Below are 12,842 nucleotides of genomic sequence, written 5' to 3'. Positions count from 1 at the left end.
GGCGGCCCCTGGTTGCTCGGGGGCGCTCAGTGGTGGAGTCGACAGCCACGACAGCGACGGGTCAGCGCGCTCATGACGCTCCCTCCTGTCCGGAAACGGACGCCTGCGTCCCGAGGGCCGGGACGGGCGTGCTCGTGACGATAGCACCGACGGCGACCACCGCCGCCCACGCGTCTCAGTGCCTGACGCGGTGCCCGAAGGTGCGCGCCACGCCGGGGTTCCTCTCCAGGTAGCCGTCCAGCACGCGACGCGCCACGTTGACCGAGTCGACCAGCGGGTGCGAGGCCAGTGCTCGCCACGCGAGGCGCTCGTCGCCGGACAGAGCCGCCTCGATGACGAGCTCCTCGCAGCCCTTGACGCTCGCGACCAGGCCCAGCTCCGGGCCGCCCAGGGCGCCCACGCGCTGCGGGTGCACGCCGTCCGCGTCCACGACGCAGGGCACCTCGATGACCGCGTCCTCGCGCAGCTGCGGCACCACGAGCCCCTGGCCGTCCCCGGCGTGGGCGTCGGCGTTGCCGACGTCGAGCACCATGCGGGCCGGCGCGCCCGTGCGCAGCGCCGTCATGAGGTCGAGCGCCACCTGCTGGTAGCCGCCGCCCGCGATGTCCTCCGCACGGCGGCCGGCGCGCTCCGACTCCTCGCGCGACTCCGCCATGTAGGTCGCCTCGCGCTCGTCGTGCGTGCGGGTCCACAGCTCGCCCGCACGACCCGGCTCGGCCGCGACGGCGTCGTAGAAGGCGCCCTGCTGGCGCTCGAGGAACTGACCGCGGGTCTCCGCCTCCTCGCGGATGCGGGCCACCGACTCTCTGTTCAGGTAGTAGTAGAAGAGGTACTCGTTGGGCAGCATCCCGATCGTGCGCAGCCAGTCGGCGCCGATCGTGCGGGCCTCCTCCATGTGGTCCAGCGCCTCGTCGTCCGCGAGCAGAGCCGGGAGGCGGTCCTCGCCGGCCACGGTCAGGCTCCGCAGCCAACCCAGGTGGTTGAGACCCACGTAGTCGAAGTCCACGTCCGAGCCCTGCGCCACCTGCGAGACGCGCGCCGCGTCCCCGCCGACGGCCGCCGTCGCACGGCGCACCAGGCCGATCGGGGTGTCGCAGATGCCCACGACGCGGTCGCCGAGCACGGAGCGCATCGCCTGCGTGATGATGCCCGCCGGGTTGGTGAAGTTGATGACCCAGGCCTCCGGCGCCAGGTCCCGCACCGCCCGGGCCAGCTCCATCGCGGCCGGGACCGTGCGGAAGGCGTAGGCGTATCCGCCGACTCCCACCGTCTCCTGGCCGAGGACGCCCTCTCTGAGGGCCACGAGCTCGTCGATGACGCGCCCGTGGGTACCGCCCTCGCGCAGCGCGGAGAAGATGAAGTCCGAGCCGGCCACGGCCTCGCGCACGTCGGTGGTCGAGGTGATGATCGGAGCCTGCGGGTAGTTTAGGTCCCGCAGGACGGCGCGCATGACGTCCAGGCGCGCGGCCGAGGTGTCGTACAGGCAGACCTCGTCCACCTCGAGGCCCGGGTACAGCCCGGAGCCGGCGCGGGCGGCCGCGAGGACCTCGACGACCTGGGGGACGCGGAAGCCTCCGCCTCCGACGATGAGCAGCTTCATGAACGGTAACCTCCGTGCGACGCACCAGTTGCGCGCCGCGGGCAGGCTATCGCACGGGGCCCTAGAGTCGGGGCGATGTTCCGTTCGCTCTTCCCAACCCCGCCCACGGAGGTCCTGTGCCCACCCGCTCGCTCGTGCCCGTCCGGCCGTCCCACGACCACCCGATCGCGGTGGCCGGCCCCGTCTTCCTCGACGTCATCATGACAGGCCTCGAGCACGCCCCGCGCCTCGGCGAGGAGCAGTGGGGGGCGTCGTGCACGATGACGCCCGGCGGGTGGGCGAACCAGGCCGTCTCGCTCGCCCGTCTGGGACTGCCCGTGGCGCTGAGAACCGAGCTCGGCCAGGACGAGACCGGCGGACTCGTCCGCGCAGCGCTCGCTGATGCAGGACTCGACCTGTCCGGGTGCGTGAGCGCACCCGCGCAGAACGTGACCGTCTCCCTCGCCTACGACGGCGACCGCGCCATGACGACGGCCGGCTCGGACACCGCCGTCCGCCTCGCGGGCTGGGAGATCTCACCGTCCGTCCTCGTCACCGACCTGCGGCACGTGGCCCGCAACGAGGAACCCGTGCGCGGATGGCGCTCGGGCGCGGCCCCGACCGCCGTCGTCGGCGACGTCGGCTGGGACGCGAGCGGCCGGTGGAGCGCGGCGGACCTGGAGCCGCTGGAGCTCATCGACGTCTTCACTCCCAGCGACGCGGAGGCGCAGCGGTACACGCGGACCGACTCACCGCGGGACGCGGCGCGGGCACTCGCACGACGGGTCCCGCTCGCCGTCGTCACCTGCGGCGCCGACGGCGTCGTCGCCTGCTCCGGCGACGAGGAGGTCGTGCTGCCGGCGGCTCCCGTGGATGCGATCGACACGACCGGAGCGGGCGACGACTTCACGGCGGGGCTCGTCGCGGGCCTCGCAGCCGGACTGGGTCTGCGGGCGTCGCTCAGCCTCGCCTCGGTGACCGGCGGCCTGGCGGTTGGGCGCCCAGGCGGCTCGCTCGGTGCCCCGAGCCTCGCGGAGGCCGCCGGGTGGGCCCTCGCAGCGGGCCTGCCGACGGGGCCGAGCGGCTTCGACCTGTCCTTCACCGACCTTCCCGGCTGAGAGCCGGGGCCGGGCCTGAGCCGCGTACAATCCGCGGTCCCGGTGCGCGAGCGCACCGTCCCAGGACTCAGCCGAGTGAACCGTCGAGGCCGCGGATGACCCAGCGGTAGAAGCGCTCCCCCGCCTCCGCGTCCCCGGTGCCCGCCACCTCCTCCGCAGCGCGGGAGCGTACGAAGGTCTCGATGCCGTCGAGGTCCTGGAACTGGCTCGGGTGCGAGCGCACCGCCGAGACCTTGGCGTCGAGGTCCTCCGGGGCGAGGGCGACGACGTGGTTGACCTCCCTGTGCCCCTGGAACCAGACCTCGAGGGGGTCGTGGGCCTCGAGCCCCTGGGCCCCGAGCTCGCAGTAGTCGAAGGGGTTGCCGGCGGCCGGGTAGGCGGCCTCGACCACCGCGCGGCCGACGGCGCGGTGATCGGGGTGGTTGGCGGCCGTGGAGCCGAAGTTGTACTCGGGCGAGGTGGTGAGGATGAGGTCGGCGCGGTGGAGGCGGACCGCGGCGACGACGTCGCGCACGAGCCCCGCCTGCTCCGTGCCCATGCCCTCGCGCACGTGCCCGTCCCGATACCCGGTGAGGAAGGTGACGTCGGTGATGCCCAGCGCGGCTGCGGCCTCGCGCTGCTCGCCCCGACGTCGCTCGCTCATGCGGTCCTGCCCCGCGTTCTCGAACCCGCCTACGTCCCCCGAGGTGACCAGCACGAGCGCCACGTCGTGACCGGTCCGGGCCAGGCGCGCGAGCGTTCCGCCGGCGCCCACGTCGGCGTCGTCGGGATGCGCGTAGACGGCGAGGACGCTCGGGAGACCAGGAGCGGGGTCCTCAGCCGGGTCGAGGGCCTGCGCGGGGACGAGGGCGGGCATGGTGCTCCTCTCGAGCGGTGGGTGCGCCGGGGGCGGGGCGCGGGTGCGCGCCCCGCCCCGGCTGGTCGTGGTCCTGGGCGGGTCCGGGACGGAGCCGAGGTCAGCCGTCGATGGCGGCGTTGCCGGCGTCCTGGGCCTCCTTGAGGCCCTCGGCGACGTCCTTCTTGCCGAGGAAGACCGAGGGCAGCACCTTGTTCGTCGCGTCCATGGCCGCCTGGATCTTGGCGCCCCAGGGACCGGGCAGGGACGTGTCCGGGTCGATCGTCATCATCGGCGTGACGTCGACGTCCTGGTCCGTCCAGTACGTCTTCCAGGAGTCCTGGGCGTCGGTGTTGCCCGGCAGACCCACGCCCTTCTCCCCGAGGACCTTCGACCCGTCGGCGGAGCCGATCCAGGCGAGGAGCTTCTTCTGGGCGTCAGTGCTCGTGGAGGCGGCGGAGCCGACGGCGGCGACGGCGGAGACCACGCCTCCGCGACCCTTCGGGCCCTGCGGGAGCTCGACGATGCCCCACTCGAAGTCGGCGCCGTCCTTGATGTTGGCGAGGTTGTAGGCACCCGACTGGAAGAGGCCCATCTTCCCCTGGATGAACTGGTCCCGGCTGAAGTCGCCGTTGGTGTTCGTGTCCGCTGCGGACGGGGAGACGTGGTCCTCGTTGATGAGGTCGACGATGTACTGGAAGGTCTCGATGCCCGCGTCGGAGGCGAAGGACATCTGACCGTCGTCGTCCTGGTAGGTGGCTCCGTTGGCACCGAGCCACGGAAGGTAGATCGCCTGGAGGTCGGAAGCGGCGTTGTAGCCGAACTGGACGATATTACCGGAGTCGAAACCGTCGTCGGCAGGCGTCTTCCCGGCCTTGTCCAGGGTGAGCTTCGTGGCGATCTCTCGGAGGGTGTCCGACTCAGCAGTGGGATCCCAGGCGAGGTCGGCGAGGTCCTCGACGGACACGCCGGCGGCGTCGAGGAGCTCCTTGTTGTAGTAGACCGCGATGTTCGGGTCCGTCATCGCGGGAACGCCCCAGAGGTTGCCGTCCACCGTGTACTGGTCCATGGCGGCCTCGAGCCAGCCCGTGCGCTCCGACTCGGGGAAGGTCTTCTCGATGTCGAGGAGCTTGCCCGCGGCGGCGTAGTCGACGTAGTTGGAGGCGTTCACCCAGAAGACGTCGGGGGCGCTGCCGGCGGCGATGTCGTTGCGCAGGGTCGTGAAGTAGTCGGACCAGGCGACCTGCTCGATCTTGACCTCGATGCCGGTGTCCTCGGTGAAGGACGTGAGCGCCTCCTCGTAGGCGGAGGCCGCGCCCTCGTCCCACAGGCGGAAGGTGAGGGAGCCGCCGGAGGACGACGACGAGGAGGAGTCGTCGGTGCGCGTGGAGGTGCACGCGGCGAGGACGGAGGCGATGGCGCCGGCGGAGACGGTCATGCCGCCCGCGCGCAGGAGGGAACGGCGGGAGACTGAGGATGCGCTGAGGGACATGGGTTCTCTCTTTCCTTGGTGGGGCTCGGCGCGCCCGGCGGGGCGGCCTACTTGAGTCCGGTGAGCACGATCGAGGCGACGATCTGCTTCTGGAACAGGACGAACAGGATGATGAGGGGGACCAGGGCGAGGGTCGTGGCGGCCATGACGTAGGTCCAGTTGGACGTGTACTGGGACTGCATGGCGGCGGTCGCCACGGTGATGACCTTCGGGTCCTGGTTGGCGATGATCCGGGGCCACATGAAGGAGTTCCACTGGCTCACCACGGTGATGAGCGTGAGCGTCGCGAGGATCGGTCGGGAGATCGGCAGGACGATCTGCAGGAGGGTGCGCAGGCTGCCGGCGCCGTCGACGCGGGCGGCGTCGATGAGCTCCTGCGGGATCGCCTTGAAGTTCTCCCGCAGGAGGAAGACGGCGTACGGCGAGGCCAGCATGAAGGGAATGACGAGGCCCCAGAAGGTGTTCGCGAGACCGGCCTTCGACATCATGAGGTAGAGCGGGATAACGAGGACGGTCGACGGGATCATCATCGTCGAGAGGAACAACCAGAAGATCGCGTCGCGGCCCGGGAACCGCAGACGCGCGAAGGCGTAGGCCGCCAGGACCGATGAGGAGACCTGGACGAGGACCATGACCACGACCATCGCTAGGGTCGTGCCGATGGAGGCGATCATGGCGATCCGCCCGTTCAGCACCTCCTCGAAGGACTCCAGGGTCCACGTCGTCGGCAGGGACAGCGGGGAGTGGGAGGCGAAGTCCTGGGGGGACTTGAAGGCCGTCACGAAGGAGAACGCGAAGGGCAGCACCATGATCGCGGCGGCCAGGCCCAGGCCCAGGTAGATCCCGACCGTGGCCAGCGGACCGCGCCGGTCGACGGCGCGGGCGCGCGGACGGCGGGCGGAGACGGGGTTCGGCAGGACGGTCTCAGACGAGCTCATAGGTCGTCCTCCTGCGGAAGTAGAGGTTCTGGGCGAGCGTGATGGCCAGCAGGATGAGGAACATGACCAGGGCCATGACGGAGGCCTTGCCGATGTTCCAGTCGACGAAGGCCGTCGAGTAGATCTGGTAAGCCAGCACGGAGGTCTTCCCGTCGGGCCCGCCGCCGGTGAGGGCGTAGACCTGGTCGAAGACGTTGAACGCCGCGATGACCGAGGTGACGGAGACGAAGAAGAAGGTCGGGCGCAGCAGCGGCACCTTGATGCGCCAGAAGATCTGGGAGGGGCTGGCGCCGTCGACCCAGGCCGCCTCGATGAGCTCGGACGGGATGGACAGGAGTCCCGCGATGAAGAAGAGGGAGGTGTAGCCCACCTGGTTCCAGATGACGACGAAGGCGACGGCCGGAAGCGCCCAGGTGTCCGACACCAGGATCTCGAGCCGGTGCCCGGCGATCGTCGAGAGCACGCCTCCCGTGGGCGCCAGGAGCCAGGACCACACGACCCCGAGGGCGAGCGGCGAGGAGATCCACGGGATGACGATGAGCGCTCGCAGCACGTTGGTGCCGCGCACGCCCTTCGTCAGCATGTTGGCCAGTGCCAGGCCGAGGACGATCTGCACCGGCACGACGAGGACGACGAGCCCGAGCGTGATGCCGATGGAGGACCTGAACTCGGGGTCACCGAGTGTGTCGGTGATCTGACTGAGGCCGACGAACTCCGGGGAGGAGATGAGGTCCCACTTGTGGAAGGCCAGCCAGACGATGACGCCGACGGGCACGACCATGAAGAGCAGGACACCGAGGACGCTCGGGGCCAGGAAGGCGTAGCCGGTGACCGCCTCGCGGACGCGGGCTGCGCGCTGTCCTCCACGGCGCGGCACGGCTGCCGGCGGGGCGGTTCTGGCGGTGTGGTGTGCGGGCAATGAGAACCTCGTGCGGGTTCGGGAGGCTGGGCCTCAGAGGGACGGGGGAGCAGTGGCTGCGTCTCAGCGACAGCAGCGACAGTGCATCCCCATCGGCACGATGTCCCTCTTCCCGGGCGGTCAGCCCCTGATTGCGGCGGCGGTGCCACGGGGCCCGCTCACCGCCGTCCGGCCTCGGACGGCTCCCGCAGGCTAGCACCGTCGCGTGATCTGCCCGACACACGTCCGTAGGCGGGTCGCCTCGGGTCCGGGCGCCCGACCTCCCGGACCCGCTAGGCGCTGCGGGACGGGCCAGTCTCTCGGGTCACTCCCCCGCGTGATGGGCGCGGGCGGAGGCGTAGAGGCAGATCGCGGCGGCGGTGGCGACGTTGAGGGACTCGGCCTCGCCGTAGACGGGGATGGAGACGACGGCGTCGGCGGCGGCGAGGGTGGCCGGGGCGAAGCCGCGGGCCTCGTTGCCGAGCAGCCAGGCGCTCGGCGCGGCGAGGAGCTCGTCGGCGGCCGGCGAGTACAGGCCGGTCTCCCCCGCGCCGTCGGCGGCCAGGACGGACAGCCCCGCGGCCTTGAGAGCGGTGACGGCCTCGTCGAGGGTGAGGTCGGAGACGACGGGCAGGTGGAAGAGGCTGCCAGCGGTGGAGCGCACGACCTTGGGGTTCGTGGGGTCGACGGAGCCGCGGGCGAGGACGACGGCGTCGGCGCCCGCGGCGTCGGCGGCGCGGATGATGGTGCCGGCGTTGCCGGGGTCCTGGGTCTCGGTGAGGACGGCGACGAGGCGGGCGCCCCGCTCGAGGACCGCGGTGAGGGCCTCGACACCCGTGGCAGCGTCGGCGCCCGCGGCGGTGGCGACGACGGCGAGGACGCCCTGGGCGTCGGTGCTCATCGCGGACATCACCTGCTCGGTGACGAGGTGGACGTAGACGCCAGCGTCCTGGGCGGCGGCGAGCACGTCGGAGTGGCGCTCGAGGGCGGCCTGGGTGAGGTAGAGGTCCTGGACACGGGCGGGCTGGTGGACGACGGCCTCGCGCACGCCCTGGGGACCCTCGACGAGGAAGCGGCCGTGCTTGGTGCGGGCGCGGCGGGAGGCGAGGGCGGCGACGCGGCTGACGCGCTGGGCCCCCGGGTTGTCGAGGAAGCCCATGGAGGTGCCGACGACGGGGGCTCCGTCCTCGGTCTCGATCGGGGTGCCGGGGTGCCAGTGGTCCTTGCGCTTGCTCACGCGGGGCAGCCTACGGCAGGGGTGGGCGGGGCCGAGCAGGGCCGCCGGGAGGATGCGTCGGCGAGGATCGTCCGCTGCGGTTCCACCACGACGCGGTGCGGCCGAGTCGCAACGCGTTCGGCCCCGAGACGCCTATGGTCGGAGCGTACGCTGCGGACATGACAGACAGCGGCGTCGACATCTCGCTTCTCATCCCCTACTCGAACGAGAATCGGTGGTCGGATGTGCTCGCGACGATGATCACCGCGGATCCCTCCCCCTTGGTCGAGCTCGGTCTCCTCACGAGGGAGGCCTGCGCGACCGGGATCCGCGTGGTGCGGGAGGTGAGCGCGAACCGCGAGGGCGGCGGTCTTGACCGGATCGACCTCAAGGTCGTGGCGGCCGACGACGGCGCCCCACTGCTCGCCATCGAGTGCAAGGTGCTCTCGGGTCTCGGACCTCGGCAGCTGCTCCGGTACACGGACACTCACGGCGCGCCGGCCAAGATCGTTCTGACTCTGCCCCACGTGCACCTCGACAAGGACCTTCCCAAGGGATGGGAGCAGATGACCTGGCCCACCATCATCGGCCCCTTCACCAGAAGCACCAACGCCTGGGCCAGGATGACGGCCCGCGCCTGGACGGAACACCTCGCCGCGGTGCAGCAGCTGAGCGGCTCCACGCGGTGGAACTCGCTCGTGGTCCCCTCGCGGAACGGGCTCCACGACCTCCAGGTCAAGACGGACTACCTCCTTCAGCAGCCCGGGCACGACTTCTACCTCGGAGACTCGAGCGCCAGCGCGAAGCCCCTCATCTGCCTCACGACGGCGCTGCCGAGCTGGCCGGGCAGCTTCCTCCACGTCGAGGTGGAGGACGCCAAGGGTAGGTCGATGCGGCCTCAGGTCTCAGAGCAGGGCGAGATCACCGGGGGCAAGGGGCTCCGGGCCCTCATCTCCATCCGGCAGGACCTGACAGCGGACGATCCACGGCAGCCCTTCGACTGGGAGCCGCTCGTGCGCGCCTGGCCGGTGCTCGAGGCCTCTTCCATGGCCTGGTCGGGGAGCAAGCCGAAGCCCGGCGACAAGCGTCCGCCGTCCGAGATGGAGGAGCTCCACCGCCTGTGGGCATCGAGCACCCTGCCGCGCCACGCGGGCCAGGGCTACCGCATCGACGGTCAGTTCGTCGAGTACGGCGTGAGGACTAAGGCGCTGCCGATGTCGGCCACGCTCGACGAGATCACCGTCTTCCTCCGCGAGCTCTCGGCACTGGCCGACGAGGTCGTGGCCGCGCTCGAGCCGGGCGCCTGAGCCGGTCCTGACGGACACCGCCACGACGACGGCGCCGCCTCCCGGGTGGGAGGCGGCGCCGTCGGTGGTGGTCAGCCGGCCTCCGCTCGCGCGGGGCCGGTGAGGACCGGAGGCTCAGGCCTTGGGGGCGTTGACGTCCTCGGGGAGGGCGGCCTTGGCGGTCTCAACGAGGGCCTTGAAGGCGGCCGGCTCGTTGACGGCCAGCTCGGCCAGCATCTTGCGGTCGATCTCGACACCGGCGAGGCCGAGGCCCTGGATGAACCGGTTGTAGGTGAGGCCCTCAGCGCGCGCCGCGGCGTTGATGCGCTGGATCCACAGGCGACGGAAGTCGCCCTTCTTCGCGCGGCGGTCGCGGAACGCGTAGACGCCGGAGTGGGTGACCTGCTCCTTGGCCTTGCGGTAGAGACGCGAGCGCTGGCCGCGGTAGCCCGAGGCCTTCTCGAGAACGGTACGACGCTTCTTCTGGGCGTTGACAGCCCGCTTCACACGTGCCATGTGATGACTCCTTCAGTGGTGGGGCCGGTCAGCGGCCGAGCAGCTTCTTGACCTCGCGGACGTTCGACGGGTCCAGGACCTGGTCCTGGGACAGGCGACGCTTGCGACGCGAGGACTTGACCTCGAGGAGGTGGCGCTTGTTGGCCTGCTCGCGCATGATCTTGCCGCTGCCGGTGACCCGGAAGCGCTTCTTGGCACCGGAGTGCGTCTTGTTCTTCGGCATTGTGTTTCCTCTTCTCGGCCGGTGGGCGGTGGCCCGCCGGCTGCGTACCCCAGGCGGTCTGCCGCTGGGGTGGGTCTGTGGTCTGTGTCAGGCCTGCTCGGGGGCCGGGGCCTGGTCCGCCTGCGCGGCGGCCTTGGCGTTCTTGGCGGCGTGCTTCTCGGCGCGGCGGTTGGCGCGGGCCTCCTCGCGACGACGGCGCTGGTCGGACTTGACCTCCGCCTTCTTGCGCGTGGGGGCGAGCACCATGACCATCTGGCGGCCGTCCTGACGGGGGTGCGACTCGATGGTCGCGAGGTCGGCGACCTCCTCGGAGACCTTCTGGAGCAGGCGGACGCCGAGCTCCGGTCGGGACTGCTCACGGCCGCGGAAGCGGCAGATGCACTTGACCTTGTCCCCGCCCTCGAGGAAGCGCTTCACGTGACCCATCTTGGTCGCGTAGTCGTGCTCGTCGATCTTGGGCCGGAACTGGATCTCCTTGAGCTGCGTGTTCGCCTGGTTGCGCCGGGCGTCGCGCGCCTTCATGGCCGACTCGTACTTGAACTTGCCGTAGTCCATGAGCTTGCACACCGGGGGGCGTGCGTCGGGCGCGACCTCGACGAGGTCGAGGTTGGCCTCCTCGGCCAGGCGCAGGGCGTCCTCGACGCGGACGACGCCGACCTGCTCACCGCTGGGGCCGACGAGGCGCACCTCGGGGACGCGGATCCGTTCGTTGATACGGGGCTCGCTGATGGCTGTTCCTCACTCCTGGTGACGATGACCGAGCAACGAGAAAGGCCCTCGCCGCTTACCGCGCGCGAAGGCCCTGTCACGCGTCCGATGGGGACGCGGTCCCGCAGCGCCGAGGCGCGGGGACCACGAGGATCTCTCCTCGTCTGACCCGGTTCCCGTGGGGAACCCAGGTGGGATTGCTCCGCTTGCGTGCCGGAGACGGACTCCGGCCGGTCGCTGTGAAGGCTACCAGGTCGTCCAGGATCCTCCCAGGCCCGTACGGTGCCGTGGCCCGTGAGGCTGACCACGCCGACGTCGTCGGGAGCGGCGTGAAGCGCGACCGCCCGCACCGGTCAGGCGGGGACGGGGCAGAGCTCGACGGTGTCGATGAGGTCGCCCCAGGCCGGATTGACCATGACGTGCTGGCAGGTCTCGAGGCTCGCGGCGACGGCGGGCATGCCGCCCGAGGCGTCGATGCGGATGAAGACGCGCAGCTCGGCGCTCTCCCCCGGCTCGAAGGCGACGCCGGTGACGCGGTCGACGGCGAGGAGCTGGGCGGTGACCTCGTCCTGGATGGCCTCGCTGCGCCATGAGGGAACCCAGTCCTCTCCCCCGGCGAGGGCGACGACGGCGGGGCGCGGCAGGCGCAGGTCGCGGGTGCCGGGGTCGAGGACCCAGAGCTGGTCGGTGTGCTCGACGGCGACCCGGGCGGCGCGCGCGGGCTCGACGGGGACCGGGCGGACGTCGCCGCGCCACGCGCTCATGGCGGCAGCGGAGGTGAAGACGGGCAGGGCGACGTGCCCGTCGGGCAGGTCGACGGCGAGGGTGGCGGCGTCCTGGGCGGCGTCGGCCGTGTGCACCTCGTGCGCGGGGACGGTGGCGCCGCCGACCTCGTGCTCGGCGACGGCGGGACCCTGGCCCGGGGCGCCGGCGCCGTGGACGGCGTGGGCGGCCACCGGCACGATGACGCGGGAGAAGGCGAGCGCCGACCACAGACTGTCGAGGTACTCGTGGCGCGGGAGGCCGGTGGCCTCGAGGGCGGCGGTGACGGCGGGGTCGGCGGAGCCGTCGTCGGAGGCGAAGGGCGTCGGGGCGGCGAGGAGCCGCGCCATCTTGGCGCGCGCGGCGAGGACCGCCTGGACCTGCGGGTCGGCGTCGGCGTTCGCAGCGCCGGCGTCGGCCGCCACAGCCCCGAGCCCGCCGGGGACGGGTGCGTCCTGCCCGACCATCAGCGCGCCAGCCCGTCGGCGGCCAGGTGCTCCTCACCGCGGGCGACGCGCAGCGCGTCCTGGAGCGTGAAGTTGCCGTTGTAGAGCGCCTTGCCGACGATCGCGGAGTCGACGCCCTCGTCCACGAGCGCGGCGAGAGCCGCGATGTCCGCGAGGTGGGCGATGCCGCCGGAGGCGACGACCGGGGCGTCGGTGCGTGAGGCGACCTGGCGGAGCAGCTCGGTGTTGGGGCCGGCGAGGGTGCCGTCCTTGGTGACGTCGGTGACGACGTAACGGGAGCAGCCGGCCGCGTTGAGGCGGTCGAGGGTCTCCCAGAGGTCGCCGCCCTCCTTGGTCCAGCCGCGGGCGGCGAGCGTCGTGCCGCGCACGTCGAGGCCGACGGCGACCCTGTCCCCGTGCTCGCGGATGACGCGCTCGGTCCAGTCGGGGTCCTCCAGGGCGGCGGTGCCGATGTTGACGCGCGCCGCGCCGGCGGCGAGGGCCCGCTCGAGGGAGGCGTCGTCGCGGATGCCGCCGGAGAGCTCGACCTTGATGCCGACCTCGCCGACGATCCGTGACAGCAGGGCGGCGTTGGAGCCGCGGCCGAAGGCGGCGTCGAGGTCGACGAGGTGGATCCACTCGGCGCCCGCCTCCACCCAGTCGCGGGCGGCGTCGACGGGGCTGCCGTAGTCCGTCTCGGAGCCGGCCTCGCCCTGGAGGAGGCGGACGGCCTTGCCGTCGGCGACGTCGACGGCGGGCAAAAGCGTGAGCATGGGGTGTCCTTCGGTCGGTTCCCGGCGGGCGCCGGGCGCGATGGGCTGGGGG

At 71.8% G+C, this 12,842-nt stretch carries 13 protein-coding genes; 2 read left to right on the top strand and 11 right to left on the bottom strand.

Translation table 11 applies throughout. The features are described from left to right. Window positions 1-175: 175 nt before the first annotated feature. On the bottom strand, window positions 176-1,600 hold the full coding sequence (locus AXF14_RS09395; RefSeq protein ID WP_067942782.1) for a family 4 glycosyl hydrolase: 1,425 nt from the start codon (window positions 1,598-1,600) through the stop codon (window positions 176-178). Between the two features lie 116 nt (window positions 1,601-1,716). Here AXF14_RS09395 and AXF14_RS09390 point away from each other — a divergent pair, with 116 nt between their 5' ends. Next, window positions 1,717-2,697 (top strand): carbohydrate kinase family protein, encoded by a 981-nt coding sequence (locus AXF14_RS09390; RefSeq protein ID WP_067942780.1) that lies wholly within the window; start codon window positions 1,717-1,719, stop codon window positions 2,695-2,697. A gap of 67 nt (window positions 2,698-2,764) precedes the next feature. On the opposite strand, the gene AXF14_RS09385 is transcribed toward AXF14_RS09390, so the two are convergent. From AXF14_RS09385 to AXF14_RS09365, 5 genes are all read right to left on the bottom strand, one after another. After that, window positions 2,765-3,553, bottom strand: a complete 789-nt coding sequence (locus AXF14_RS09385) for a PIG-L deacetylase family protein (protein ID WP_067942778.1) — start codon at window positions 3,551-3,553, stop codon at window positions 2,765-2,767. A gap of 100 nt (window positions 3,554-3,653) precedes the next feature. Beyond that, window positions 3,654-5,024 carry an ABC transporter substrate-binding protein gene (locus AXF14_RS09380; RefSeq protein WP_084355489.1) on the bottom strand — a complete coding sequence of 457 codons (1,371 nt, stop codon included), beginning with the start codon at window positions 5,022-5,024 and terminating at the stop codon, window positions 3,654-3,656. 47 nt (window positions 5,025-5,071) lie between these two features. Then, entirely contained in the window at window positions 5,072-5,962 is an 891-nt protein-coding gene (locus AXF14_RS09375; RefSeq protein ID WP_067942776.1) for a carbohydrate ABC transporter permease, read from the bottom strand. Beyond that, window positions 5,949-6,881, bottom strand: coding sequence for a carbohydrate ABC transporter permease (locus AXF14_RS09370; RefSeq protein ID WP_236755475.1), 933 nt, complete (start codon window positions 6,879-6,881; stop codon window positions 5,949-5,951). The genes AXF14_RS09375 and AXF14_RS09370 overlap by 14 nt, the downstream gene beginning before the upstream one ends. A 304-nt stretch (window positions 6,882-7,185) precedes the next feature. Next, complete coding sequence (locus AXF14_RS09365; protein ID WP_067944282.1) at window positions 7,186-8,019, bottom strand: TrmH family RNA methyltransferase; 834 nt, start codon at window positions 8,017-8,019, stop codon at window positions 7,186-7,188. A 236-nt stretch (window positions 8,020-8,255) separates the two neighbouring features. Between AXF14_RS09365 and AXF14_RS09360 the strand changes: the two genes are divergently transcribed. Next, window positions 8,256-9,383 carry a PD-(D/E)XK nuclease family protein gene (locus tag AXF14_RS09360; RefSeq protein WP_150118465.1) on the top strand — a complete coding sequence of 376 codons (1,128 nt, stop codon included), beginning with the start codon at window positions 8,256-8,258 and terminating at the stop codon, window positions 9,381-9,383. Window positions 9,384-9,497: 114 nt separating this feature from the next. Here AXF14_RS09360 and rplT read toward each other — a convergent pair whose 3' ends face one another. The 5 genes from rplT to priA all read right to left on the bottom strand — a co-directional run bounded on the left by rplT (window position 9,498) and on the right by priA (window position 12,790). Next, the gene (rplT, locus tag AXF14_RS09355) at window positions 9,498-9,878 is read right to left on the bottom strand and encodes a 50S ribosomal protein L20 (RefSeq protein WP_067942770.1); all 381 of its coding nucleotides are present in this window, start codon (window positions 9,876-9,878) and stop codon (window positions 9,498-9,500) included. Between the two features lie 28 nt (window positions 9,879-9,906). Next, complete coding sequence (gene rpmI, locus AXF14_RS09350; RefSeq protein WP_067942767.1) at window positions 9,907-10,101, bottom strand: 50S ribosomal protein L35; 195 nt, start codon at window positions 10,099-10,101, stop codon at window positions 9,907-9,909. Between the two features lie 87 nt (window positions 10,102-10,188). After that, window positions 10,189-10,815 carry a translation initiation factor IF-3 gene (infC, locus tag AXF14_RS09345; RefSeq protein ID WP_257721794.1) on the bottom strand — a complete coding sequence of 209 codons (627 nt, stop codon included), beginning with the start codon at window positions 10,813-10,815 and terminating at the stop codon, window positions 10,189-10,191. 347 nt (window positions 10,816-11,162) lie between these two features. Beyond that, a complete protein-coding gene (locus tag AXF14_RS09340; protein ID WP_067944280.1) occupies window positions 11,163-11,921 on the bottom strand; it encodes an SseB family protein in 759 nt (252 codons plus the stop codon). Between the two features lie 116 nt (window positions 11,922-12,037). After that, complete coding sequence (priA, locus tag AXF14_RS09335) at window positions 12,038-12,790, bottom strand: bifunctional 1-(5-phosphoribosyl)-5-((5-phosphoribosylamino)methylideneamino)imidazole-4-carboxamide isomerase/phosphoribosylanthranilate isomerase PriA (protein WP_067942763.1); 753 nt, start codon at window positions 12,788-12,790, stop codon at window positions 12,038-12,040. Between the last annotated feature and the right edge of the window lie 52 nt (window positions 12,791-12,842).

The sequence above is a fragment of the Actinomyces radicidentis genome, from assembly GCF_001553565.1.
GTDB classification, from domain to species: Bacteria; Actinomycetota; Actinomycetes; order Actinomycetales; family Actinomycetaceae; genus Actinomyces; species Actinomyces radicidentis.
This window is presented reverse-complemented; position numbering and strand designations above follow the sequence as displayed.

What these genes read in the sequence shown, in the direction of transcription:
- AXF14_RS09395 (WP_067942782.1), bottom strand. Translation starts at nt 1,600, where the DNA reads ATGAAGCTGCTCATCGTCGGAGGCGGAGGCTTCCGCGTCCCCCAGGTC.
- AXF14_RS09385 (WP_067942778.1), bottom strand. Translation starts at nt 3,553, where the DNA reads ATGCCCGCCCTCGTCCCCGCGCAGGCCCTCGACCCGGCTGAGGACCCC.
- AXF14_RS09380 (WP_084355489.1), bottom strand. Translation starts at nt 5,024, where the DNA reads ATGTCCCTCAGCGCATCCTCAGTCTCCCGCCGTTCCCTCCTGCGCGCG.
- AXF14_RS09375 (WP_067942776.1), bottom strand. Translation starts at nt 5,962, where the DNA reads ATGAGCTCGTCTGAGACCGTCCTGCCGAACCCCGTCTCCGCCCGCCGT.
- AXF14_RS09365 (WP_067944282.1), bottom strand. Translation starts at nt 8,019, where the DNA reads ATGGGCTTCCTCGACAACCCGGGGGCCCAGCGCGTCAGCCGCGTCGCC.
- AXF14_RS09360 (WP_150118465.1), top strand. Translation starts at nt 8,256, where the DNA reads ATGACAGACAGCGGCGTCGACATCTCGCTTCTCATCCCCTACTCGAAC.
- rplT (WP_067942770.1), bottom strand. Translation starts at nt 9,878, where the DNA reads ATGGCACGTGTGAAGCGGGCTGTCAACGCCCAGAAGAAGCGTCGTACC.
- rpmI (WP_067942767.1), bottom strand. Translation starts at nt 10,101, where the DNA reads ATGCCGAAGAACAAGACGCACTCCGGTGCCAAGAAGCGCTTCCGGGTC.
- AXF14_RS09340 (WP_067944280.1), bottom strand. Translation starts at nt 11,921, where the DNA reads ATGGCGCGGCTCCTCGCCGCCCCGACGCCCTTCGCCTCCGACGACGGC.
- priA (WP_067942763.1), bottom strand. Translation starts at nt 12,790, where the DNA reads ATGCTCACGCTTTTGCCCGCCGTCGACGTCGCCGACGGCAAGGCCGTC.